The sequence below is a fragment of the Serratia sp. KG1D genome (genome assembly GCF_037150675.1).
GTDB classification, from domain to species: domain Bacteria; phylum Pseudomonadota; class Gammaproteobacteria; order Enterobacterales; family Enterobacteriaceae; genus Serratia; species Serratia nematodiphila.
In genome coordinates, this window is the sequence record NZ_JBAGIH010000002.1 from 618184 (window position 1) to 642265 (window position 24082).

General features: G+C 60.4%; 26 protein-coding genes. 7 read left to right on the plus strand and 19 right to left on the minus strand.

The window, feature by feature from the left end; all coding sequences use genetic code 11:
* Positions 1–30 precede the first annotated feature (30 nt).
* From yfhb to murQ, 3 genes are read right to left on the minus strand one after another with little or no spacing between them, the layout of a single operon-like run.
* Positions 31–687 carry a phosphatidylglycerophosphatase C gene (yfhb, locus tag WFM45_RS14665; protein ID WP_274864891.1) on the minus strand — a complete coding sequence of 219 codons (657 nt, stop codon included), beginning with the start codon at positions 685–687 and terminating at the stop codon, positions 31–33.
* A 3-nt stretch (positions 688–690) separates the two neighbouring features.
* Entirely contained in the window at positions 691–2058 is a 1368-nt protein-coding gene (locus WFM45_RS14670; protein ID WP_049242195.1) for a PTS transporter subunit EIIC, read from the minus strand.
* A gap of 18 nt (positions 2059–2076) precedes the next feature.
* Positions 2077–2970, minus strand: coding sequence for an N-acetylmuramic acid 6-phosphate etherase (gene murQ, locus WFM45_RS14675; RefSeq protein WP_336956205.1), 894 nt, complete (start codon positions 2968–2970; stop codon positions 2077–2079).
* Positions 2971–3137: 167 nt separating this feature from the next.
* Between murQ and WFM45_RS14680 the strand changes: the two genes are divergently transcribed.
* Both WFM45_RS14680 and WFM45_RS14685 read left to right on the plus strand, forming a co-directional pair.
* A complete protein-coding gene (locus WFM45_RS14680) occupies positions 3138–3986 on the plus strand; it encodes a MurR/RpiR family transcriptional regulator (RefSeq protein ID WP_060560071.1) in 849 nt (282 codons plus the stop codon).
* Positions 3987–4038: 52 nt separating this feature from the next.
* Complete coding sequence (locus WFM45_RS14685; RefSeq protein ID WP_033632309.1) at positions 4039–4299, plus strand: YfhL family 4Fe-4S dicluster ferredoxin; 261 nt, start codon at positions 4039–4041, stop codon at positions 4297–4299.
* A 46-nt stretch (positions 4300–4345) separates the two neighbouring features.
* Here the strand turns inward: WFM45_RS14685 and acpS are convergent, their stop codons facing one another.
* The 7 genes from acpS to lepA form a co-directional block, all read right to left on the minus strand.
* On the minus strand, positions 4346–4726 hold the full coding sequence (gene acpS / locus WFM45_RS14690) for a holo-ACP synthase (RefSeq protein ID WP_004929169.1): 381 nt from the start codon (positions 4724–4726) through the stop codon (positions 4346–4348).
* The gene (pdxJ, locus tag WFM45_RS14695; RefSeq protein ID WP_016929790.1) at positions 4726–5457 is read right to left on the minus strand and encodes a pyridoxine 5'-phosphate synthase; all 732 of its coding nucleotides are present in this window, start codon (positions 5455–5457) and stop codon (positions 4726–4728) included. The genes acpS and pdxJ overlap by 1 nt, the downstream gene beginning before the upstream one ends.
* A 71-nt stretch (positions 5458–5528) precedes the next feature.
* Complete coding sequence (recO, locus tag WFM45_RS14700) at positions 5529–6260, minus strand: DNA repair protein RecO (RefSeq protein ID WP_004929165.1); 732 nt, start codon at positions 6258–6260, stop codon at positions 5529–5531.
* Positions 6261–6266: 6 nt separating this feature from the next.
* Positions 6267–7175, minus strand: a complete 909-nt coding sequence (gene era / locus WFM45_RS14705; RefSeq protein WP_004929162.1) for a GTPase Era — start codon at positions 7173–7175, stop codon at positions 6267–6269.
* Positions 7172–7852 carry a ribonuclease III gene (gene rnc / locus WFM45_RS14710; protein ID WP_004929158.1) on the minus strand — a complete coding sequence of 227 codons (681 nt, stop codon included), beginning with the start codon at positions 7850–7852 and terminating at the stop codon, positions 7172–7174. Before rnc ends, era begins: the two co-directional genes overlap by 4 nt.
* A 234-nt stretch (positions 7853–8086) precedes the next feature.
* Positions 8087–9064: a signal peptidase I gene (gene lepB, locus WFM45_RS14715; protein ID WP_160125873.1), complete on the minus strand. Its 978-nt coding sequence runs from the start codon at positions 9062–9064 to the stop codon at positions 8087–8089.
* A 32-nt stretch (positions 9065–9096) separates the two neighbouring features.
* Positions 9097–10896, minus strand: coding sequence for a translation elongation factor 4 (gene lepA, locus WFM45_RS14720; RefSeq protein ID WP_004929150.1), 1800 nt, complete (start codon positions 10894–10896; stop codon positions 9097–9099).
* A gap of 519 nt (positions 10897–11415) precedes the next feature.
* On the opposite strand from lepA, the gene WFM45_RS14725 reads away from it, so the two are divergent.
* Positions 11416–12252 (plus strand): hypothetical protein, encoded by an 837-nt coding sequence (locus WFM45_RS14725; protein WP_015378807.1) that lies wholly within the window; start codon positions 11416–11418, stop codon positions 12250–12252.
* Here WFM45_RS14725 and rseC read toward each other — a convergent pair.
* Genes rseC through rpoE form a run of 4 tightly spaced genes read right to left on the minus strand, consistent with a single transcriptional unit; the run spans position 12249 to position 14940 of the window.
* A complete protein-coding gene (gene rseC / locus WFM45_RS14730; protein WP_033632307.1) occupies positions 12249–12725 on the minus strand; it encodes a SoxR-reducing system protein RseC in 477 nt (158 codons plus the stop codon). The genes WFM45_RS14725 and rseC overlap by 4 nt on opposite strands.
* Positions 12725–13681: a sigma-E factor regulatory protein RseB gene (rseB, locus tag WFM45_RS14735; protein ID WP_004929141.1), complete on the minus strand. Its 957-nt coding sequence runs from the start codon at positions 13679–13681 to the stop codon at positions 12725–12727. The genes rseC and rseB overlap by 1 nt, the downstream gene beginning before the upstream one ends.
* Complete coding sequence (rseA, locus tag WFM45_RS14740) at positions 13681–14334, minus strand: anti-sigma-E factor RseA (RefSeq protein ID WP_015378809.1); 654 nt, start codon at positions 14332–14334, stop codon at positions 13681–13683. The genes rseB and rseA overlap by 1 nt, the downstream gene beginning before the upstream one ends.
* Positions 14335–14364: 30 nt before the next feature.
* On the minus strand, positions 14365–14940 hold the full coding sequence (rpoE, locus tag WFM45_RS14745) for an RNA polymerase sigma factor RpoE (protein ID WP_004929136.1): 576 nt from the start codon (positions 14938–14940) through the stop codon (positions 14365–14367).
* A 214-nt stretch (positions 14941–15154) separates the two neighbouring features.
* On the opposite strand from rpoE, the gene nadB reads away from it, so the two are divergent.
* Complete coding sequence (gene nadB / locus WFM45_RS14750; protein ID WP_172402678.1) at positions 15155–16756, plus strand: L-aspartate oxidase; 1602 nt, start codon at positions 15155–15157, stop codon at positions 16754–16756.
* 38 nt (positions 16757–16794) lie between these two features.
* Here nadB and trmN read toward each other — a convergent pair whose 3' ends face one another.
* On the minus strand, positions 16795–17541 hold the full coding sequence (trmN, locus tag WFM45_RS14755; RefSeq protein ID WP_176222029.1) for a tRNA(1)(Val) (adenine(37)-N(6))-methyltransferase TrmN: 747 nt from the start codon (positions 17539–17541) through the stop codon (positions 16795–16797).
* A gap of 132 nt (positions 17542–17673) precedes the next feature.
* On the opposite strand from trmN, the gene srmB reads away from it, so the two are divergent.
* Entirely contained in the window at positions 17674–18999 is a 1326-nt protein-coding gene (gene srmB, locus WFM45_RS14760) for an ATP-dependent RNA helicase SrmB (protein WP_265261417.1), read from the plus strand.
* Positions 19000–19051: 52 nt separating this feature from the next.
* Here srmB and WFM45_RS14765 read toward each other — a convergent pair whose 3' ends face one another.
* The 3 genes from WFM45_RS14765 to grcA form a co-directional block, all read right to left on the minus strand.
* Positions 19052–19807, minus strand: coding sequence for an ankyrin repeat domain-containing protein (locus tag WFM45_RS14765; protein ID WP_336956217.1), 756 nt, complete (start codon positions 19805–19807; stop codon positions 19052–19054).
* Positions 19800–20762, minus strand: coding sequence for a phospholipase (locus WFM45_RS14770; protein WP_336956219.1), 963 nt, complete (start codon positions 20760–20762; stop codon positions 19800–19802). The genes WFM45_RS14765 and WFM45_RS14770 overlap by 8 nt, the downstream gene beginning before the upstream one ends.
* A 187-nt stretch (positions 20763–20949) precedes the next feature.
* Positions 20950–21333: an autonomous glycyl radical cofactor GrcA gene (gene grcA / locus WFM45_RS14775; RefSeq protein WP_004929114.1), complete on the minus strand. Its 384-nt coding sequence runs from the start codon at positions 21331–21333 to the stop codon at positions 20950–20952.
* Positions 21334–21679: 346 nt separating this feature from the next.
* On the opposite strand from grcA, the gene ung reads away from it, so the two are divergent.
* A complete protein-coding gene (ung, locus tag WFM45_RS14780; RefSeq protein WP_004929112.1) occupies positions 21680–22363 on the plus strand; it encodes a uracil-DNA glycosylase in 684 nt (227 codons plus the stop codon).
* A gap of 56 nt (positions 22364–22419) precedes the next feature.
* Here ung and grpE read toward each other — a convergent pair whose 3' ends face one another.
* Complete coding sequence (gene grpE, locus WFM45_RS14785; protein WP_016929801.1) at positions 22420–23004, minus strand: nucleotide exchange factor GrpE; 585 nt, start codon at positions 23002–23004, stop codon at positions 22420–22422.
* Positions 23005–23129: 125 nt separating this feature from the next.
* On the opposite strand from grpE, the gene nadK reads away from it, so the two are divergent.
* Positions 23130–24008, plus strand: coding sequence for an NAD(+) kinase (nadK, locus tag WFM45_RS14790; protein WP_004929107.1), 879 nt, complete (start codon positions 23130–23132; stop codon positions 24006–24008).
* The last annotated feature ends 74 nt before the right edge of the window (positions 24009–24082 follow it).

A 24082-nucleotide genomic window follows, 5' to 3' on the forward strand; every position in this document is an offset into this window, starting at 1 on the left:
CAACCAAGGGCGGAATTCTCCGCCCTTGGTTTATTCCAGCTGCTGCAGCTCGCCCTGCTTGCTCACCCGCCAGCGGTGCTCGCAAAAGAACAGCAGCGGATTATCCTGCTTGCTGTCGCTGTAACCGCTGTACAACTGCAGCGGCGCGCCGAGCCGCTGTTCCAGCTGCACCACTTTCTGCGCCCCCAGGCAGCGCAGGGTCAAGACCCATCCGCCGCAGCGGCGCGTGATGCGGCTGCCGATCAACCGCACCCGCGGCAGAAACGCCGAATCCCGATACACCTGCGCCACCAGTTGCTCCGGCGAGCCGGTAATCAGCCACACCTCGGCATCGTGCTCATCCAGATACTGCCGCAGCCGCATTTGCACCACCGGAAACGCAGTCACCTTCTGGCGGAAAGCCTCGATAAACTGCCGCTCCAGCGCCTTCAGCGTCGCTTCGGAACGCCCGAAAGTGATAGCCCACAACAGCAGGCTCATCGGCCAGCGCGCGGCGCGCCCCAGCAGCAGCAGCGCCAGGCCAATCAATGGCAACAGCGGTATCACCAGCAGCAAATTCAGCGGTAAACGGCGCAGCAGGAAGCGCAAGAAACTGCCGAACATATCCTCCTGATGCAGGGTGCCGTCCAGATCGAAAAAGACCACGCGGCGCCCTGCTGCGGCCGACGGTTGCTGCTTGTCGTTCAAACGCTACTCCTCGGGATCGTTGAACCCCATCATCCAGGTGAAGAGAAAACCGGCGATAATCGTAATCAGCATCCCCGCCAGATACAACATCACCTTACCTGAGACGATGGTCAACGCCAAAGGCAGCCCCGAAATGCCGAAGGTAATCACCGTCGCCACTTTCCAGTAGCTGATCAGCGCGCCGCCTACCGCACCGCCGAGGCAGGCGCCGATAAACGGCCGGCCCAGCGGCAGCGTCACCCCGAAGATCAGCGGCTCGCCGATGCCGAGAATGCCGACCGGCAACGCCCCTTTGATCACCTTCTTCAGCCGCGCGTTGCGGGTTTTCAGCAGCACCGCCAGCGCAGCCCCCACCTGACCGACGCCGGCCATCGCCAGGATCGGCAACAGCGGATTGGAACCGTGCGCCTGCACCAGCTCGACGTGGATCGGCACCAGCCCCTGATGCAGGCCGGAGAGCACCAGCGGCAGGAACAGCCCCGAGAGCAACGCCCCCACCAGCAGCCCGCCCTTGTCGATCGCCAGATTGGCGCCGTGGGCGATGGCATCGGAAATAACCCCCCCGAGCGGCTGCAGGATCAGGATCGCCAACGAGGCGGTCACCAGCGTGGTCAGCAATGGGTTAAGGATCAGTTCGACCGACTCCGGCAACAGCGTGCGCAGGCGCTTCTCCACCCAGCACATCAACGCCACCACCAACAATACGGCGATCACCCCGCCGCGCCCCGGCTGCAGCGCCTCGCCGAACAGGGTGATCTGCGCCAGCGCCGGACTGGAGAGAATGCCGGCCATCACGCCGCCCATCGCCTGCGAACCGCCAAACACCCGCGCGGCGTTGACCCCGACCAGAATGTTCATAATGGCGAACACCGCGCTGCCGAAGATCGCCAGCAGCCCCAGCACGTTCGGGTAGTCCACCGCCAGCTGGCCGGCGATGTCGGGCCGTTTCAGCAGGTTGATGATGCCGGTGATCAGCCCCGAGGCGATAAACGCCGGGATCAGCGGAATAAAAACGTCGGCCAGCTTTTTCAGCGCGCCGCTCATCGGCGCAGCGTATTTTTGCTTGGCCTGCGCCTTGGTGCGGGCGGCGTCACCGACGGCGGCAACGGGCTGCGCATCACCGCTCAACAGCCCGCGCATGGCGTCCACCACCTTGGCGGCGGCGCCCGGACCGACGATAAACTGATGCTGTTCACCCTGTTTGATATAGCCCTTCACCCCCGGCAGCTGCTTGAGGGCGGCCAGATCCAGCCGCTGCTCATCGCTGACCTCGACGCGCACCCGCGTCATGCAGTTTTCCAGTTTGAGGATATTGCCCTCGCCCCCCACGCCCGCCAGGAGCTGTGTCGCCAATGCCGTTGTCTTGTCCATCGCCGCCCCCACCGTGAATTAACGCGCCAACGCCGCGCGCAGGTAGCCATCGTGCCGCTGCAGCCGCTGCTGCGCCTCATCGGCGCTGACGCCGGCTAAAATCATCAGGATCGCCGGTTTAACCTCAAAGCCGGTCTGCGCCAGCGCCGCCTCCGCCTGAGAGCGTTCGGCGCCGGTGGCCTCCATCACGATGCGGCAGGCGCGATCCACCAGTTTGACGTTGGTAGCCTTCACGTCCACCATCAGGTTCTGGTAGACCTTGCCCAGTTTGACCATCGCACCGGTCGACAGCATGTTGAGTACCAGTTTCTGCGCGGTGCCGGATTTCAGGCGCGTTGAGCCGGTCAGCGCCTCCGGCCCCACCACCGGCGAAATCGCCACCTGTGCTTCGTGCGCAATCGGCGAATCCGGGTTGCAGGAGATGGCCGCCGTCGGGCAGCCCAGCCCGCGCGCATAGCGCAGTGCGCCGATCACGTAGGGCGTACGCCCCGAGGCCGCCAACCCCACCACCATATCGACGGCGGTGAGGTTCAGCGCCCGGAGATCGGCTTCACCCAGGGCCTCGTCATCTTCCGCCCCCTCCACCGCTTTGAGCAGCGCGCCCGGCCCGCCGGCGATTAGCCCCACTACCACGCCGTGCGGCACGCCGAAGGTCGGCGGGCACTCGGAGGCGTCCAATACGCCCAGGCGGCCGCTGGTGCCGGCGCCCAAATAAATCAACCGGCCGCCGGCCTTCAACGCCGCCGCGGCCAAATCGACTGCCTGTGCAATCGCCGGCAACACCTTTTCGATCGCCTCCGGCACTTTGCGATCCTCCTGGTTAAAGCAACGAACCATGTCCAGCGTCGACATTTCATCCAGCCCCATGGTGGCTGGGTTGCGGGTTTCCGATACCAGTGCGCCTAAGTTCATCTGTTCACCTTTGAATTTTTAATTCACAAAATTAAATCAATATTTGAATATTTTATTCAACAAAGCGAGCGCTATTTGCTATTTTAACGGTGAGCTCACAAAAATTTTCACCGCGCGTTTTCGCCCTCTGCATGGCAAAATGGCCGCTGGTTTCCAGGGAAAGAACAATGAGTACCCTTCTGCGCATTCGCCAGATGTATCCGACACTGGCGCAAAACGACCGCAAGCTGGCGGACTTTCTGCTGAATAACGCCGAGCAGGCGCGCCATCTCAGCTCGCAAAAGCTGGCTCAGTTGGCCGGCATCAGCCAGTCGAGCGTGGTGAAGTTCGCCCAAAAACTGGGCTATAAAGGTTTCCCGGCGCTGAAGCTGGCGCTGAGCGAGACGCTGGCCCAACCGCAGGCCGAGCCGGTGGTGACCGTTCACAACCACATCCTCAGCAGCGATACGCTGAAAACCGTCGGTGAAAAGCTGCTGGCGGAAAAGCAGGCGGCGCTGCGCGCGACGCTCGACATCAACAGCGAAGAGCGGCTGCATCAGGCGCTGGAAATGCTGCGCCAGGCGCGCCGGGTGATGCTGATCGGCATCGGTGCCTCCGGGCTGGTGGCCAAGGATTTTTCCTTCAAGCTGCTGAAAATTGGCGTGATGGCGGTGGCCGAAGCGGATATGCACGTCCAACTGGCGGCGGTGCAGGCGCTGGACAAACGCGATCTGCTGCTGGCTATCTCCTTCAGCGGCGAGCGGCGTGAAATCAATCTGGCGGCGGAAGAAGCGCGCCAGGCCGGCGCCAGGGTGCTGGCGCTGACCAGCTTCTCGCCCAACGGCCTGCAGCAACGCGCGGACCACTGCCTCTATACCATCGCCGAAGAACCCCACACCCGCAGCGCGGCCATCTCCTCCAGCACGGCCCAGTTCGCCCTCACCGACCTGCTGTTTATGGCGCTGATCCAGCACGACCTCGATCATGCCCGCGACCGCATCAAACACAGCGAACAGTTAATGAAAAAGTTGGTTTAACCGGTATAATCGCCGCTGCGAAAATACCCCTGTTAATAATGAGAGATACGCCATGGCCCTGCTAATCACACGCAAATGCATCAACTGCGACATGTGCGAGCCGGAATGCCCGAACCAGGCGATTTCGATGGGCGATGAGATCTACCAAATCGATACCGACCGCTGCACCGAGTGCGTTGGCCATTACGATACGCCAACCTGTCAGCAGGTCTGCCCCATCGACAACACCATCATTACCGATCCGCAGCATCGCGAGACTAATGAGCAGCTGTGGGATAAGTTCGTGGTGTTGCACCACGCCGATCGCATTTAACCCGCCGCAGGACTGACAAGGGCGCCGCAGGGCGCCCTTTCTATTTTCAGCTTTCGACGATCACCGTCGCGCAGGCATAGCGCCTTTCATCGGCCAGCGAAACGTGGATCGCGGTGACCCCCATCTCCCCCGCCAGCTCGGCGGCGCGGCCGTGCAAACGAATATTCGGTTTGCCCAACGCATCGTTGAACACCTCGAACTGGTTGAACGCCAGGCCGTTGCGAATGCCGGTGCCGAACGCCTTGGCGGCGGCCTCTTTCACCGCGAAACGCTTGGCCAGAAAGCGAATCGGCTGCTGGTGCTGCTGGTACAGAGCCCATTCGGCGTCGCTCAGCACCCGGCGCGCCAGACGATCGCCGCTGCGCTCCACCACCGCTTCGATACGCGCCATCTCGACGATGTCGGTACCCAGCCCGAGCACCGCCATTACCGGCGCGCTTCCCGCATCAGCACTTTCATGTCGGCAACCGCGGCCGGCAGCCCGCTCATCACCGCCTGGCCGATAATCGCATGGCCGATGTTCAGCTCGTGCATTTCCGGCAGCGCGGCGATCGGCTGCACGTTATGGTAGGTCAGGCCGTGGCCGGCGTTGACCTTCAGCCCCTTCTCGGCCGCGTAGGCGGCGGCGACCGCGATGCGGCGCAGCTCGGCCTGTACCGCCAGCTCGCCCTGCGCTTCCGCGTAGGCGCCGGTGTGGATTTCGATATAGGGGGCGCCCACCGCCACCGCCGCGTCAATCTGGCGATGATCGGGATCGATGAACAGCGAAACCAGAATGCCCGCCTGCGCCAGGCGCTCGACCGCCACGCTCATTTTGTCCAGCTGGCCGGCGACGTCCAGGCCGCCTTCGGTGGTCACTTCCTCGCGTTTTTCCGGCACCAGGCAGCAGAAATGCGGCTGCAGCTCAATGGCGATGTCCAGCATCTCGTCGGTCACCGCCATCTCCAGGTTCATGCGCGTCTGGATGGTCTGGCGCAGCAAGCGCACGTCGCGGTCGGTGATGTGGCGGCGATCTTCGCGCAGATGCACGGTAATGCCGTCGGCCCCCGCCTGTTCGGCAATGAATGCCGCCTGAACCGGATCCGGGTATTGGGTTCCGCGCGCGTTACGTAACGTGGCGATGTGATCGATATTGACGCCCAGCAGCAAATCAGCCATGACAACCTCTAAATACGATTTTCAGTGCCAGCAGTTTACACGCGGGCGCAGGGCGGCAAAAGGGGAAAAGGTCAGGCGTCGTCAACCGGCGTATTCGGCTGTTTGCGCACGAACTGGCGGAACAGTTCGCGGCTCTTCAACGGTTTGCCGCCGAGGTAGGGTTTCAGCGCCATGCGGGTGAAACGCTTGGCGGCGCGCAGCGTCTCAGCATCGGGGAACTGCCGCTCCGCCAGCGCGCGCAGTTCACGCCCGGTGAAGCTGTAGTGATCCACCACCAGGCTGGCGATAAAGCCTTTCTCTTCGCGGTAACGGTAGGTCATGGCGTCATCCACCGGCAGGCCGCTGCCGGCGCAGTGCAGAAAATCGAGGCCGTAGCCGAGATGATGCAACAAGGCCAGCTCGAACTGGCGCAGCGCCTGTTCCGGTGAACTGTCTTCCGCCGCCAGCGCCTGCAGGCATTGCAAGTAGTCGAAGAACAGCACCGAGTAGTTGGTTTCCTGCTCCAGCACGCGCGCCAGCAGTTCGTTCACATACAGGCCGCTGTAAAGCATCATGCCGCTGAGGGGTAAACCGAGAGAGACCGCTTCGGCGTTGCGCAGCGTTTTCACTTCGCCGCGGCCGCCCCAGCGCACTAACAGGGGGGTAAAGGGTTGCAGGCAACCCTTCAGATTGGAGCGGCGGCTGCGCGCGCCTTTCGCCAGCAAGCGCACCCGCCCATGACCTTCGGTAAACAGATCCAGCATCAGACTGGTTTCACTGTACGGCCGCCCATGCAGGACGAAAGCGCGCTCCCAGCCGTCCACGGATCGTTACTTCAGATCGTCAACATAGCCCAGGCTGCGCAGCGCACGTTCGTCGTCCGCCCAACCGGATTTCACTTTCACCCACAGCTCGAGATGCACTTTGGCGTCGAACATCTGTTCCATGTCCTGACGCGCTTCGATGCCGATGGTTTTGATCTTGGCGCCCTTGTTGCCGATGACCATTTTCTTCTGGCCTTCGCGCTCAACCAGGATCAGGCCGTGCACATCGTAGCCGCCGCGATCGTTAGCCACGAACTGTTCGATTTCCACCGTCACCGAATACGGCAGCTCTTCGCCCAGGAAACGCATCAACTTCTCGCGAATGATCTCAGACGCCATAAAGCGCTGAGAGCGATCGGTGATGTAATCTTCCGGGAAGTGGTGTTCCGCTTCCGGCAGCAGCTTGCGCACGATGCCGGCGATGGTGTCGACGTTCATCCCTTTCTCGGCGGAAATAGGCACCACGTCGAGGAAGTTCATCTGCTGGCTGAGGAACGCGATGTGCGGCAACAGCTTGGATTTGTCGGTAACGTTATCGACCTTGTTGATCGCCAGCAATACCGGGCAGCGCAGGCTGCGCAGCTTGTTGACCACCATTTCGTCGTCGGCGGTCCAGTTGGTGCCTTCGACCACGAAGATCACCAGCTCAACGTCGCCGATCGAGCTGCTGGCCGCGCGGTTCATCAAACGGTTGATGGCGCGTTTTTCTTCGATGTGCAGCCCTGGGGTATCGACGTAGATCGCCTGATAGGCGCCATCGGTGTCGATGCCCATGATGCGGTGACGGGTCGTCTGCGGCTTACGCGACGTAATGGAAACCTTCTGCCCCAGCAGTTGGTTCAGCAACGTCGATTTGCCCACATTCGGGCGGCCGACGATGGCGATAAACCCGCAGTGTTGTTTTACTTCGCTCATTCAAGCTCCAGCTTTTTCAGCGCTTGTTCCGCTGCCGCCTGCTCGGCTTTACGGCGGCTCGAGCCGGTGCCCACCACGGGCTCGCTCAAACCACTCACCTGGCAGTGGATGGTAAACTCCTGGTCGTGCGCTTCACCGCGAACCTGCACCACCAAATAAGAAGGCAACGGCAGATGACGCCCCTGCAAAAATTCCTGCAAACGGGTTTTCGGGTCTTTCTGCTTATCGCCGGGGCTGATTTCGTCCAACCGGCTGCGATACCAGTCCAAAATCAGACGCTCGACGGTCTGGATGTCGCTGTCCAGGAACACGCCGCCGATCAATGCCTCCACCGTATCCGCCAGGATTGACTCGCGGCGGAACCCACCACTTTTCAATTCGCCCGGCCCGAGCCGCAGACATTCGCCCAGGTCAAACTCGCGCGCCATCTCCGCCAGCGTGTTGCCGCGCACCAGCGTGGCGCGCATGCGGCTCATGTCGCCCTCGTCTACGCGAGGAAAACGGTGATAGAGCGCATTGGCGATGACAAAGCTCAGAATCGAGTCACCCAGAAACTCAAGACGTTCATTGTGTTTACTGCTGGCGCTGCGGTGAGTCAAAGCCTGCAGTAAAAGCTCCTGCTGTTGAAAAGTGTAGCCCAGCTTCCGCTGCAGCCTGTTTATTACGATGGGGTTCATGAGTTACCAATAGATCAAGAATGCGTCAAAAACTTGCAGCACACGGAACAGGCCTGCTTCGCCGAAAGCCGATCCAAAGCTGTTTCGTTTGCAGTGGCTCCCAGCAGGAGCCAACTTTTATCGCTCGAGAAGGTATTCTACAACGAGTGGAAACATAATGCTGTGTTTATATCCTCTTAATCTTTCACGCCGCAGCAGGCTGCGGCGTGAAATTGACAGGGAATAAATCAGCGATTAATGAATGCCGCCGATCCGGCTGAAACGCACGCCGGTAGGCCACTCGCCTTCCTGTTTTTCAAAGCTCATCCAGATGGCCGTGGCTTTGCCCACCAGATTCTTCTCCGGCACAAAGCCCCAGTAACGGCTGTCCGCGCTGTTGTCACGGTTGTCGCCCATCATGAAGTAATGCCCGGCCGGCACCACCCACTCCGCCAACGGTTTGCCCGGCTGTTGGTAGTAAGCGCCCACCCGATCCTGCGCGTCCGGCACGGTCAGGATGCGGTGCGTGACGTTACCGAGGCTTTCCTGGCGCTCACGCATGCGAATGCCGCCCGACGGCACGCTATCGTTCAGCGGGATCTGGTAGAAGCCGTTGCTGGCCTCGCCCATGCCGCTGCGGCTGAACAGCTGCACGAAGTCGCTCGGCTGCGCATCGGCGTAGGTCACGGCCAGCGCGGTATCACAGGACTGCCCGCTGTTGCAGGACGGCTGCACCGTGACGCGCTTATTCACCGGATCGTAAGTAATACGGTCGCCCGGCAGGCCAATCACGCGCTTGATATAATCCAGTTTCGGATCCAGCGGATATTTAAATACCGCAATATCACCACGCTTCGGATGGCCGGTTTCAATGAGCGTCGTCTGGGTAATCGGATCTTTAATGCCGTAGGCATATTTCTCCACCAGAATGAAATCGCCAATCAACAGCGTCGGCATCATTGAGCCGGACGGGATCTGGAACGGTTCGTAAATAAACGAACGCACCACAAACACCAGCAGCAACACCGGGAAGACCGATGCGCCGGTCTCCACCCAGCCTGGCTGCTTCGCCACTTTCGCCAGCGTTTTATCGTCTACGGCGCCCGCGGTCTGCTCGTTGACCGCCGCAATCTTCGCGCGGCGGGCCGGCGCCCATTTAAAGCGCTCGAAGCACCAGATGATCCCGGTGACCAGGGTGGCCAACGCCAGGATCAGGGCAAACATATTCGCCATGCAAACTCCCTCGTTTCGCGAACTCGTCGCGGTTACTTGCCGTCTTTACCGACGTGCAGAATGGCCAGGAACGCTTCCTGCGGCAGCTCGACGTTGCCGACCTGCTTCATGCGCTTCTTACCGTCTTTCTGCTTCTGCAGCAGCTTTTTCTTACGGCTGACGTCACCGCCGTAGCATTTCGCCAGCACGTTTTTACGCAGCTGCTTCACGGTGGAGCGCGCGATGATGTGCGTGCCGATCGCCGCCTGAATCGCGATGTCGAACTGCTGACGCGGGATCAGATCTTTCATCTTCTCCACCAATTCACGGCCGCGGTACTGCGAGTTGTCGCGGTGAGTGATCAACGCCAGCGCATCCACGCGCTCGTTGTTGATCAGCACGTCCACGCGCACCATGTCGGAGGCCTGGAAGCGCTTGAAGTTGTAATCCAGCGACGCATAACCGCGCGACGTGGACTTCAGGCGGTCGAAGAAGTCGAGCACCACTTCCGCCATCGGGATTTCATAGGTCAGCGCCACCTGGTTGCCGTGGTAGACCATGTTGGTCTGCACGCCGCGCTTCTCAACGCACAGGGTGATGACGTTGCCCAGGTATTCCTGCGGCATCAGCATGTGACATTCGGCGATCGGCTCGCGCAGTTCCTGGATGTTGTTCAACGGCGGCAGCTTGGATGGGCTGTCGACGTAGATCACTTCCTTGCCGGTGGTTTCCACTTCATAGACTACCGTCGGCGCGGTGGTGATCAGATCCAGATCGTATTCACGCTCCAGACGCTCCTGAATGATCTCCATGTGCAGCAGACCGAGGAAGCCGCAGCGGAAGCCGAAGCCCAACGCGGTGGAGCTTTCCGGTTCGTAGAACAGGGAGGCGTCGTTAAGGCTCAGCTTGCCCAGCGCATCACGGAAAGATTCATAGTCGTCGGAGCTGATCGGGAACAGACCGGCGTACACCTGCGGCTTCACTTTCTTGAAGCCCGGCAACGCTTTATCCGCCGGCTGACGCGCCTGCGTCAGGGTATCGCCCACCGGCGCGCCGAGGATGTCTTTGATCGCACAGACCAGCCAGCCCACTTCGCCGCAGTTCAGCACGTCGCGATCGACCTGCTTCGGCGTGAAGATGCCCAAGCGATCGGCGTTATACACCTGGCCGGTGCTCATGACCTTGATCTTGTCGCCCTTGCGCAGCGTGCCGTTCTTGACGCGCACCAGCGACACGACGCCCAGGTAGTTATCGAACCAGGAGTCGATGATCAGCGCCTGCAGCGGCGCATCCGGATCGCCCTGCGGCGGCGGAATGTCGCGCACCAGGCGCTCCAGCACGTCGGGCACGCCGACGCCGGTTTTGGCCGAGCAGCGCACCGCATCGGTGGCGTCGATACCGACGATGTCTTCGATTTCCTGCGCGGCGCGATCCGGATCGGCGGCCGGCAGGTCGATTTTGTTCAACACCGGCACCACTTCCAGATCCATTTCGATCGCGGTGTAGCAGTTGGCCAGCGTCTGGGCTTCTACGCCCTGGCCGGCGTCCACCACCAGCAGCGCGCCTTCGCAGGCCGCCAGCGAGCGGGAAACTTCATAGGAGAAGTCGACGTGGCCGGGAGTGTCGATAAAGTTAAGCTGATAGGTCTGCCCATCCTGCGCTTTATAATCCAGCGTCACGCTCTGCGCCTTGATGGTGATGCCGCGCTCGCGCTCCAGATCCATGGAATCGAGCACCTGCGCAGCCATTTCACGGTCGGTCAAGCCACCGCAGATTTGGATAATGCGGTCAGACAGCGTCGACTTACCGTGGTCAATATGGGCAATAATGGAGAAATTTCGTATATGCTTCATTATAAAAGTTTTTCTGCCTTGGTATTTCTGAATTACTCGCCTATAGAAACCCGCATGGACCTAAAGCGACAGTGAATGGGTGAGGCCGTCTTGCACCTGAATCGCTGCATTCTACATGCCACACCACTGAAAACCTAGCGATCGGTGCAGTGAAGGCATTCTATTATGCGCCGCTAAATGTTACAGGGCGCCCCGGCGGGTGAAAACAGATGTTAACGCGGACGATGCGGCCTGAACCCAAGGCTTGCCGGTGCTTCGTGGCCGTCAAACTTCGGCGCTAATACATAACCGGCTACAGCGCAATAAACCCTCTCCGAAATTATAAAAAAAGAATATTTGGATCAACCTCTTAGAATTCCATTTTGCCCCACTTCCTTTAGGAAAAACCCCATATACGCCACCACCGTCCCTCGGATAGAAAGGGCATGAGCTCCGCGACAAAACATTATTCAGGGCACTACATCGGCAGCCCACCGGGGTTCACCAGCATATCTGCGTACGTTGATTGGAAGGTGCATTATGATCGATAAAGGGCAAATGCTGAGCCGGCACGATTTTTCAAAGGTCAACTGGGGCATACTGGCGGCGGCGGCGCTGCTGTTTAGCGTGGGGGCGGCGCTGTTGGTGCTGCCGCTGCTGAGCAGCATTGACGAGAGCCAGGTCATCACGCTGTTGCAAGCCGGCGCGGGCACGATTTTACTCGGCTGTACGCTGCTGGCGCTGCGGCATTATCTGCGTCCGACGCTGACCTATCGTCTGTACGAGCACGGCGTGCGGGTCTTTGACAGCCACCATCACAAAGAGCGTTTCATCCCGTTTGAGAAGATCGGCGACATCTATCGTTTTCGCGGCGGCCAGGCTTTTGGCGGGCTGTTTGACGTTACGGCGTTCCGCGCCGGTGCAGATCAGCCCTGGTGCACGGTTTTCAGCAACGTCGCCCACTCGTGGCGATTGGCGGACGTGATCGTCGACCAACAGCTGCAGCAGCGCGGGCCGCTGGCGCTGAATGCGCTCTATCAGGGGGGAACGGTGTCGTTTCACACCATAGAGGGCGACGCGCGCTGGCTGTGGCAGTTGCTGCTCGGCAAGCAGCAAGGCACGCCGACCGAAACGCTGCGGCTGAGCGCCACCCTGCTGACGACGGAACGGGGAAACGTGCCTATCGAACAGATCCGCGCGTTGGAAAATCATCCGCAGCGCGGCATCCGCTTATTCGACGGCCAGGGAAATGTGCTGTTCGCGATTAACTACGATTCGCTGCTCAGCGCCGATCTATTCATCGCGCTGTTGGAGCATATGATCCACAACCGCATCCCCGCCTATCACAACCCGGCGATGACGCGGCCATCGGTTTAAATCAGCGGGGAGTTTTCCGCCTGCATGCGCATCGCGGTAGGCGGCAACCCAATTTGCAGCACCACCGGCTGGTAATCCGCCTGCTCGCCCAGACGTCGGGCCAAGCGGCGAGCCAGCATAAAGGCCGCACCGCCGCCCAACACGGCGCCAACTGCCGCCGAGGCGTCGCTGCCGAAACAATATTGCAGCAACGCGCCGCCCAGCATCATACCCAGCAGCGGCGTCAGGTAAACCAGCATGGCGGAGCGCAGCAGGCTGCCTTCCGCGATGCCGACCTCGACGCGCTGCCCCGGTTCGAGCGGCTGATCGATATGTACCTGCAGCTGATGCTCGGTTTCCGGCACCAGCTCGTTCAGCGCACGCGCGCCACAGCCGGAGCGCGCAGTGCAACTGCCGCAGCCGGCCTTGGGTTCACAGCGCAGCAGCGCTACGCCCTGTTGCCACGAAACCACCGTGGCCCACTCTTTCATCATTACGGCGATACCTTGAAAGAAATGCTGTCGGCGATGCGCTTGGCCGTCGCCGGCGGCAATTCGCCCACAATCGTGATTTCGTTGCCCGCGCGCACTTCGGTCTGAATGGTGCGGCGCCCCTGACGGTAGTACTGCTGCCCGGCGCCGCTGCCCGCCGGGCTGACGTTGACCGAGAAGCTGAACAGGCCGTCGCTGTAGAGCCGGGATTCCACCGGCACGGCGACGTTCGGCAATTTGCGGCGATTGCGCGCCACCTCGTCCACGCCGGCCGGCAGCCAGCCGGTGCTCCAGCTGAGCTGGACATTTTCCACCGCCGGCAGCGACAGCAGCGGCGGCAGGTTGGCCTTGAGCAGCCCCTGCATCGCGCCCTGCACCTCGGCGCCGACCGCGAAGGAGATCACCCGGTATTGCTCCAACGTTTCACCGTCGCGATCGAGCAAATCCACCCGCAGCGGCAGCTTGGTGTCTTCGTCCATCCAGACGATGTAGCTGTAGCGGGAACCGTCGCGCGCCACCACGCGCAGCACTTCACACGGCCGATCGGCGATGCGGGTGCTGCCCACGGAGATGAAGTCGTAATACTTCGCCAGACGGGTGAAATCGGCATAAACGATCGCCGGCAGCGCATCGACGATGTGATCGCCGGTGAGCGTGAACGGCTCCAGACCGGGTTCGAAGTAGCTGATCCCGCCGCCGCGCTGCAACACTTCGCGGCGCGGGCCGTCCATATGCAGCAGCTGGCCGAGCGGCACGTTGCCGATCACCGCATGGCGATAGCGCAACGACTCGATTCCCTGCTTGCTGACGCTGATGTAGGCGAGCTCGTAATTGAGAGAACGGCTGGCGCTGCTCATCTGTTGCAATAACGCCCCGGACGCAGTTGGCTGCGCCGGGGCGATGCTGGAATAGAGCAGGCTGCCCGTCAATAAACAAACGGAGAACCAGATTTGCTTCATTACTGCTGTTGCATTCCTAAAGACTGAGTTCCGGGAACCTGAATGGCAGCCTGTTGCGGGTTGCCTTGCTCAAGCTGCAGCTGATCCGAATGCAGGCGACGTTGCAGTTCATAGTCCTGCAGCATGGCGTTGATACGCTTGCGCTGTTCCTGCACCTGCTGCTGTTGGCCGCTGCCGGTGGAGAAACTGTCGGCAGGAACGCCCAGGCTGACCGGCGAGGCCTGCCCCATGATCGGCAGCGTGGTGAAGGCCGGCGATTCGGACGCGTTCGATGTCGCAGAAGGCTGGTTGTAGTGCTGCACGCCGACGATCACCGCCAGCGACACGCAGGCCGCCATGCCGATTTGCGTAATCTGGCTCGCCCAAGGACGCACTTTGTCCCAGAACGGCATTTTCTGCCAGGTGTGAGGCTGCGGCTGAGATTCCTGAACGGCGGAAGGCACCAGCCGGGCGGGTTCTTTCTCAAGTGCAGCGGCGACGCGATCGGCGATGTCGAGATGCATCACTTGTCCGACATCACCTCGCAGTGTGTCACGTATCAGGTGATAGCTCTGCCAGCTTTGTTGAAGCGTTCGATCTTGCGACAGAGAACTCAACAGCTCGCTGTCGAACGATTCACCATCCATCAGAGCGGAAAGCTTTTCTTTCTGCATGCCTAAGTACCCTTCCTGTGCCCGCCATTGCTAACGCTGGATCAGCGGTTGAACTTTATTATCGATAGCTTCCCGGGCGCGGAAAATACGCGAACGTACGGTTCCGACCGGGCAATCCATGATGGCGGCTATTTCTTCGTAGCTTAGACCATCCAACTCCCGCAGGGTAATCGCCATGCGAAGATCCTCAGGGAGAGACTCAATGGTACGGAAAACTATCTGTCTCAGCTCTTCTGACAACATTAAGTTCTCAGGGTTCGAAATTTCTTTCAGTGCGCCCGCACTTTCGTAATTTTCCGCATCGTTGGCGTCCACATCACTGGATGGCGGACGGCGCCCCTGAGCAACCAGATAATTCTTTGCCGTGTTCACGGCGATTCGATACAACCAGGTATAAAAAGCGCTGTCGCCACGGAACGATTCCAGTGCGCGATAGGCCTTGATAAACGACTCCTGCACCACATCGGGCACATCGCCCTGCGGCACATAGCGGGAAACGAGACTCGCCACCTTATGCTGATAGCGCACTACCAGTAGGTTAAACGACTTCTGGTCGCCCTTTTGGACCCGCTCGACCAGAACTTGATCCGTTAACTGCTCGCTCATCCGAGGTAAACTCTCCCCAAATCCGTCTCCACGCGTAAAATTGTACTGCCAGCCATACATTATTTTCCTGAGCAAGCACTCGCTTGGAGTTCATATAGAACACGAAGTTCCATATCGCCATTGTTTTTTCTGTTGATGTCACCCTATCCGTGGCTTTTGCCCGGACAGTTAGGCTAACATGAAATTCACTCTTCTTCTGCACACATCATACGTTATGCAACCATCATCTGAACATGTTAGCGATGTACTGATCGTCGGCAGCGGCGCTGCGGGCCTGTCACTGGCGCTGCGCCTGGCGCAGCATTGCAAGGTTACCGTTCTCAGCAAGGGGCCGCTCAGCGAGGGAGCCACCTTTTACGCCCAGGGCGGGATCGCCGCGGTGTTCGATGAGACGGACAGCATTGCCTCACACGTTGATGACACTTTGATTGCCGGCGCCGGCCTGTGCGACAAAGAGGCCGTCGAATTCATCGCCGGCAACGCGCGCCACTGCGTGCAATGGCTGATCGATCAGGGCGTGCTGTTCGACACCGAGGTCAACGCGCAGGGCGAGGAGCATTATCACCTCACGCGCGAAGGCGGCCACAGCCATCGCCGCATCCTGCACGCCGCAGACGCAACCGGTAAGGAAGTAGAGACCACGCTGGTAGGGAAAGCAAGCGCTCACCCCAATATTTGCGTGATGGAACGCCGCAACGCGGTCGACCTTATTACCTCGAACAAAATCGGCCTGCCGGGCACCCGCCGAGTGGTGGGCGCTTACGTCTGGAACCGCGAGCTGGAGCGGGTGGAAACCTATCGCGCCAAAACGGTGGTGCTGGCCACCGGCGGCGCGGCCAAGGTGTACCAATACACCACCAACCCGGACATCTCCTCCGGCGACGGCATCGCCATGGCCTGGCGCGCCGGCTGCCGGGTCGCCAACCTGGAGTTCAACCAGTTCCACCCGACCTGCCTGTTCCACCCGCAGGCGCGCAACTTCCTGCTGACCGAAGCGCTGCGCGGCGAAGGGGCTTACCTGAAGCGCCCGGACGGTAGCCGCTTTATGCCGGATTTCGACCCGCGCGGCGAACTGGCCCCGCGCGATATCGTCGCCCGCGCCATCGACCATGAAATGAAGCGCCTGGGCGCCGACTGCATGTACCTGGACATCAGCCACAAGCCGGCGGCGTTCATCACCCAGCACTTCCCGATGATCCACGAAAAGCTGCTGACGCTGGGCTTCGATCTGACTCGGCAACCGATCCCTATCGTCCCGGCGGCGCACTACACCTGCGGCGGCGTGATGGTCGATCAGCACGGCCGCACCGATCTCGACGGGCTGTACGCCATCGGCGAGGTCAGCTACACCGGCCTGCACGGTGCCAATCGCATGGCGTCGAATTCACTGCTGGAGTGCCTGGTTTACGGTTGGTCGGCGGCGGAAGACATTCTGCAGCGCCTGCCGTTCATCCAGCAGGCCAAACAGGTGCCGCACTGGGATGAAAGCCGGGTGGACGATGCGGACGAACGGGTGGTGATCCAGCACAACTGGCACGAGCTGCGGCTGTTCATGTGGGATTACGTCGGCATCGTGCGCACCACCAAGCGCCTTGAGCGCGCCCTGCGCCGCATCAATACGCTGCAGGCGGAAATCGACGAGTACTACGCTCACTTCCGCATCTCCAATAACCTGCTGGAGCTGCGCAATCTGGTGCAGGTGGCCGAACTTATCGTGCGCAGCGCCATGGCGCGCAAAGAGAGCCGCGGCCTGCACTACACGCTGGACTACCCGGATTTGCTGCCGGAAGCGCAGCCGACCATTTTGCAGCCTTAAACCATGCGACAGGGCGCCTTATCGGCGCCCTTTTCCTTTCAGTAAAACAGATAGAAGTCGGCGATCAACCGGCGGAAATCGTCGGTATAGCCGCCGTCGGCCTGTTTGATCGCCAGCGCCTGCTCCCGCAGAGGCGTTTCCTTACGCGTCAGCGCCAGCAGCACCCGGTGCAGCGGCGTATCGGCCCGATCGCTGACGTTCACTTTCGCCGCCGTGTGCCAACCGCTTTGCTGCGCCAATCGTTCGAATTCGGCGCCGATGTCGTGCGGCAGCACCACGCAAAACGTTCCTTGCTCCACCAGCAGCTGCGCCGCGCAGGCCAACAGCGCGTCGTGCGTCAGGGTTTCGGTGTAGCGCGCGTTGTGGCGCGCCTGATCGCGGCAGGCCACCGCCGGCTCAAAATAAGGTGGATTGCTGACGATCAGATCATACTCAGCGGCATGCTGCTGCGCATAATGGTGAATATCCTGCGCATGCACGCGGATGCGCTGCGGCCACGGCGATTCCGCCGCGTTTTCGCGCGCCTGGCCAGCGGCGGCTTCGTCCAGTTCCACCGCGTCGACGGTCACCTCGTCGCCGCTGCGCTGCGCCAGCATCAGCGCGATCAGCCCGCTGCCGCTGCCGATGTCCAGCACCCGGCGCGCCTGTCCCACCGGCGCCCAGGCGCCGAGCAACACCCCGTCGGTGCCCACTTTCATGGCGCAACGATCGTGTGCGACAAAGAATTGTTTAAAGGTAAACCCCCCGCGACGCGGGGTAAAATCGGCTTTCGATCGCTTGCTCACACTCACCACCTGGCTATAAAACTGGCGTAGCATAAGGCAATCTGATCGGCGGGAAAAGAGCGGCTTTCCGCTTAAATAGGTGAAGATCGCGGCCAACCCGTCTATAATCGGCGCCCCAAGTAGAGGTAGACCATGACAGCAACCACTTTTTCCGAACTCGAACTCGATGATCGCCTGATCGACGCGCTGCGCGACAAAGGCTACGATCGCCCCACTGCCATTCAGGCCGCTGCGATCCCGCCAGCGATGGACGGGCGCGACGTCTTAGGTTCGGCTCCGACCGGCACCGGCAAAACCGCCGCCTTCCTGCTGCCCGTGTTGCAGCACCTGCTGGACTTTCCACGCAAGAAATCCGGCCCGCCGCGCGTGCTGATCCTGACGCCAACGCGCGAGCTGGCGATGCAGGTCGCCGACCAGGCGCGTGAATTGGCTGCTCATACCTCGCTGGATATCGCCACCATCACCGGCGGCGTCGCTTACATGAACCATGCGGAAGTGTTCAGCGAAAACCAGGACGTGGTGGTCGCCACCACCGGCCGCTTGCTGCAATACATTAAAGAAGAGAACTTCGACTGCCGCGCGGTGGAAACCCTGATCCTCGACGAAGCCGACCGCATGCTTGACATGGGCTTCGCGCAGGACATCGAAACCATCTCCGCCGAAACCCGCTGGCGCAACCAAACGCTGCTGTTCTCCGCCACGCTGGAAGGCGAAGCGATCCGCGAATTCGCCGAGCGCATCCTGAAAGAGCCGGTGGAAGTGGAAGCCGACCCGTCGCGCCGCGAACGCAAAAAGATCCTGCAGTGGTACTACCGCGCAGATGACGTGCAGCACAAAACCGCGCTGCTGATCCACCTGCTGAAACAGCCGGACGTGCAAAAATCGGTGATCTTCGTGCGCAAGCGCGAGCGCGTGCACGAACTGGCCACCTGGCTGCGCGAAGCGGGCATCAACACCTGCTATCTCGAAGGCGAAATGGTGCAGGCCAAACGCAACGAAGCGGTCAAACGCATGATGGATGGCCGGGTTAACGTGCTGGTGGCCACCGACGTTGCCGCGCGCGGCCTGGATATCCTCGATATCACCCACGTATTCAACTTCGACATGCCGCGCACTGCGGATACCTACCTGCACCGCATCGGCCGTACCGGCCGCGCCGGGCGCAAAGGCACCGCCATTTCGCTGGTGGAAGCGCACGATCATCTGCTGCTGGGCAAAGTGGGCCGTTACCTGAACGAACCGCTGAAAGCGCGCGTGATCGACGAACTGCGGCCGAAAACCAAGGTGCCGAACGAGAAGAGCAACGGTAAACCGTCGAAGAAAGTGTTGGCAAAACGCGCGGAAGAAAAAGCGAAAAGCAAAGAAAAAGCCAACAAGGTGAAAGTGCGCCATCGCGACGCCAAAAACGTCGGCAAACGCCGTCAGTCGAAGGCCAAACCGGCCGGCGACGCGCAATAACCGCCACTGTTCAAGAAAAAACCGCCTGTGCAGGCGGTTTTTTTATGGGCGTTTACTGCTGCGCGTAATGCGTGGCCAGGCGGTGCCCCTGCAGCCATTTATCCAGCTCGCGGAACTGCGCCTTCAGCTCGTCATTCTGCAAATGCGCCGGCGTTTGCGAGAAATAAAACTGGAACGCAAAACCCTGCTGATTGCGCGCCCGGGCATCGGCCCCGGCCTGCAACAGCAACAGCGCCAGATGCGGTGCATTAATCTTCGCCGCCAGATGCAGCGGGGTATCCCCCAGCCGATCGCTCAGGGTGGTGTCCGCCCCGGCCGCCAGCAGCAGCCGCAGTTGCTCCTCACGCCCGGCCAGCACCGCCGCCGCAAGCGGTGTGGCGCCGGTAACGGCATTGCGCACGTTCACCTGCTTAACCTTGGCCAGCAGCAACCGCAAGTACTGCGCATCGTGCAATATCGCTGCGGTGTGCAGCGCACTGTTGCCGTCCAGCCCCGCCGCCGCCGCATCGGCGCCGAGATCCAGCAACGTCTGCACGCTGGCCGGCTGTTGCGAAAGCACCGCCCACTGCAACAGCGTGACCTGCCGATCGCCCCGTTCGCGCAAACGATCCTGCGTAGCCTGCGCATGGATACCCTGCGTATCGCCGCGCGCCACCGCCAGAGCCAGCGCCAGATTGCTGCGGCCATCAAACGGTGAAATCTCCTGCCCCATCTGTTGCTCCTTAGCCATCATCAGTAAACCGGTCACCGCGACCAGCGCCAGTAAGGCTATCGCCAGCGCCCGCCGCAAGCGACGCCCTTCAGGCATTGGCCTTCGCCTCCCACGGCTTTTGTTCCGCCATCGAGCTTATCACCTTGTCGATGCCGTGCGCCGTCAGGCTGCGATCGAGATGTTTGCTCGGCCGCCAGTCATCGATACCGGTCAGGGTATCGCTGTTGGCCAAGGTGATGTTGTGGCCAATGGCGTCCGGGATCAGCGAAGTCGACTCCTGGGTGCTGGTCAGCATGTCATATTGCTCGCTGTAACGACGGATGCCGCCGGCTTCGGCATCTTTCTTCGCCGCCGCCGGATCGATACCCAGGCGATTCAGGGTGTAATCCGACACCCCGGCCGCATTGAAGGTGACCGCGACGGTGCCGGTCGCCAGCGCCGCCGTGGCCGCCAGACCGCCGCCGAGCGAATGGCCGGCGATCACCAGCGCATCGCCGAAGGCCGCCTTGGCGCTTTTGGCGGCGGCAACCGCCTGATTGTACTGCACATCATCATAACCCGTCGCCTGCCGCACGTTGCTCAGCCAGTCGCGCCAGTCGTTGGTGCCGGCGAACGCCAACACATACTGCTTGTCGTTGCTGTAAACCCCGGCCTGGAAACCGCTGCCCGCGTCGTGCAGGCTGGCGGGATCGATGCCGAAACCGAGCAGTGCGTTGTCGCTCAGACGGTTGAACCCGGCGGCGCCCTGGCCGTTCAGCGAGTAAACGTCCTTGGCCAACAGCGCCAACGCATAATCGCCCTCTTGCGATTGCTGCCCCCGGGTCACGCCCGGCACTGCCGCCGCCGTCGGCGCCGCTGCGGAGAGATCGCCGACCAACGTATTCAACAGATTCTGCGCATTGAGCGTGTTCTGAGAGGGGGTGGCCACCGGCGCGGGACTTGCCGGCGCGGCTGCGGGCTGCGCCGCCGGTGCCGTCTCGGCGATGGCGCGAGGTGTAGGGATCGCGGCCACCGGGGATACTGCAGAGGTAAAACTTAAAGGCATACTCATGCCGACTCCTTGTCGATAGACTTTTTATTGAGCACCTGAATAGGTACTGACTTAGCTATCGGCAGGTCGGATGAGTTCTGTATTAGGAATGCTTAACTTTGTGCAAATTGTGATCCACGTTTGGTTTTCGGCCGCCAAACGCAAAAAGGGAGCCGAAGCTCCCTCATTACTACGATTGCACCGCCGATTACAGGCTTTCGGTAAAGGTGCGAGCGATAACGTCGCGCTGCTGTTCCGGCGTCAGAGAGTTGAAACGCACCGCATAACCGGACACGCGGATGGTCAGCTGCGGGTATTTTTCCGGATGCTTGACCGCGTCTTCCAGCGTTTCACGGCGCAGCACGTTGACGTTCAGGTGCTGGCCGCCTTCCACGCGCACTGTCGGCTGCATTTCCAGCGGCACTTCACGGTATTCGATCTGGCCCAGGTCGCTGACCGCGACAACCTGATCTTCCGCGTAGTTGGCCTTGGCGCACACGCAGCGAGCTTCCGCTTTTTCATCGTCCAGCAGCCAGAAAGAGTTCACCAGCGCCTGGTCGTTCGCTTTGGTAATTTGAATACCGGTAATCATTATGTTGCCTCCGTACAAGGGCGTAAAAATTCACATCGTGAGAAAACCCAATTCTGGTTTCGGCCATTTGGTAAAACCATTGTTGTCTTGTTGTTCTGTATACCAGCCTGACCGGGCCAGTTCTTTGATTAAAGTCAATTTTTACCGGGTAGGCACAAGACATGAAGGGGCAAATTTATGTTTTATATCAATTTTCCCGTCGTGCTAAAAAACAATTATTTTTGTAAATTTTCAAAAATAATTGCATTACAAACGGCGGCGAGAAATGAAAAGCGGGTTTCGCTGCGCGGGCCGACACGGTAAGCTATAGCCCATGAATTGCTAAAGAAAACAAAGGAGAGCGTTTATGGCCACCTCCCTCACCTGGCATGACGTGATCGGCAAAGAGAAAGAGCAGCCCTATTTTGTTGAAACGCTCGCCTTTGTTGCCGCTGAGCGCCAGGCCGGTAAGACCATTTATCCACCGCAGAAAGACGTGTTCAACGCGTTCCGCTTTACCGAGCTGGCGGACGTCAAAGTCGTCATCCTCGGCCAGGATCCCTACCACGGCCCCAATCAGGCGCACGGTCTCTCTTTCTCGGTGCGCCCCGGCGTACCGGCGCCGCCGTCGCTGGTGAACATGTATAAAGAGCTGGCGACCGACATTCCCGGTTTCGAACGCCCGGATCATGGTTACCTGCAAAGCTGGGCCGAACAGGGGGTGCTGCTGCTCAACACCGTACTGACGGTGGAAGGCGGCCGCGCGCACTCGCACGCCAATTTGGGCTGGGAAACCTTTACCGATAAAGTGATCGCCGCCCTGAACGAGAACCGCGAAGGCGTGGTGTTCCTGCTGTGGGGCTCGCACGCGCAGAAGAAAGGCAACTTTATCGACCGCAACCGCCACCATGTGCTGAAAGCGCCACACCCATCGCCGCTTTCCGCCCACCGCGGTTTCCTCGGCTGCCGCCACTTCTCGCAGGCCAATCAGCTGCTGGAGCAGCAAGGGCTCACGCCGATCGACTGGATGCCGCGCCTGCCGCAGGCGTAGCCCAGAGACAAAAAAGGCACCCTTGGGTGCCTTTCTTTATATCGTTGCCGGGGCGATTACGCCTTGGCCTTGGAGACCGCGACCATCGCCGGGCGCAGCAGGCGGCCGTTCAGCGTATAGCCTTTCTGCATCACCATCATCACGTGGTTCGGCTGGTGATCGGCGGATTCCATCATGCTCATCGCCTGATGCACTTCCGGGTTGAACGGCACGTTGACGTCGCCGACGATTTCGATGCCGTACTTGCGCACCACGTCCAGCAGCGATTTCAGCGTCAGCTCGATGCCTTCAATCATCGCGGCCAGTTCCGGATTGTTTTTATCCGCCAGATCCAGCGCGCGCTCCAGGTTGTCGATCACCGGCAGCAGATCGCCAGAGAATTTCTCCAGGGCGAACTTGTGCGCTTTCTCAACGTCCAGTTCGGCGCGGCGACGGATGTTTTCCGCTTCCGCTTTGGCGCGCAGCAGGCTGTCGCGCTCTTGCTGCTGAGCTTCCGCCAGTTGGGCTTCCAGTTCGGCGATACGCGCATCGCGCAGATCGACGCCTTCCGCCGCTTCCGGCAGCGTATCCTCGTGATGAGCGTGTTGTTCCATTTCTTCCGAGACTTGCTCGTTTGGCGTCTTCTGTTCTTTACTACTCATGAATATCTCCGCGTTTTAGCATTAATCTCGCAACTTGGCTTATTATGGGGATCAAAACCGGGGTTTCAAGTCAACCGGTCACAATGTGGGGCATAAACGGATCCCGGTGAGGAAAATCACAGCAAATGAATAAAAAATTCGCCTGTATTGGCATTGTTGGCCACCCGCGTCACCCTTCAGCGCTGGCAACCCACGAGATGCTGTTCCACTGGCTGGTCGCCCGCGGCTATTCGGTGATGGTCGAACGCCAAATCGCCCATGATTTGGGGCTGAAAGACGCCGTGACCGGCAGCCTGGCGGATATCGGCCAGCGGGCCGACCTGGCGGTGGTGGTCGGCGGCGACGGTAACATGCTCGGCGCCGCGCGCGTGCTGGCGCGCTACGACATCAAGGTGATCGGAGTCAACCGCGGCAACCTCGGCTTCCTCACCGATCTCGATCCCGACAACGCCCTGCAGCAGCTGGCGGACGTGCTGGAAGGCGAGTACATTGACGAACAGCGTTTCCTGTTGGAAACCATCGTGCATAAAGAGCACCAGCAGTGCCGCATCAGCACCGCCATCAACGAAGTGGTGCTGCACCCCGGCAAAGTGGCGCACATGATCGAATTCGAGGTGTACATCGACGATCGCTTCGCCTTCTCGCAGCGCTCCGACGGCCTGATCATCGCCACCCCGACCGGCTCCACCGCCTACTCGCTCTCCGCCGGCGGGCCGATCCTCACCCCGTCGCTGGAGGCGATCGCGCTGGTGCCGATGTTCCCGCACACCCTCTCCGCCCGGCCGCTGGTGATCAACGGCGACAGCACCATCCGCCTGAAGTTTTCGCAGATCGGCAGCGATCTGGAGATCAGCTGCGACAGCCAGATCGCGCTGCCGATCCAGGAAGGCGAAGAAGTGCTGATCCGCCGCAGCAACTTCCATCTGAACCTGATTCACCCGAAGGACTACAGCTATTTCAACACGTTAAGCACCAAGTTGGGCTGGTCGAAAAAATTGTTCTAAAATCTGCGCCGGCCACTTTACTGTATATAAAACCAGTTTATACTGTATGAAACTACAGTTATGTGTTTATACAC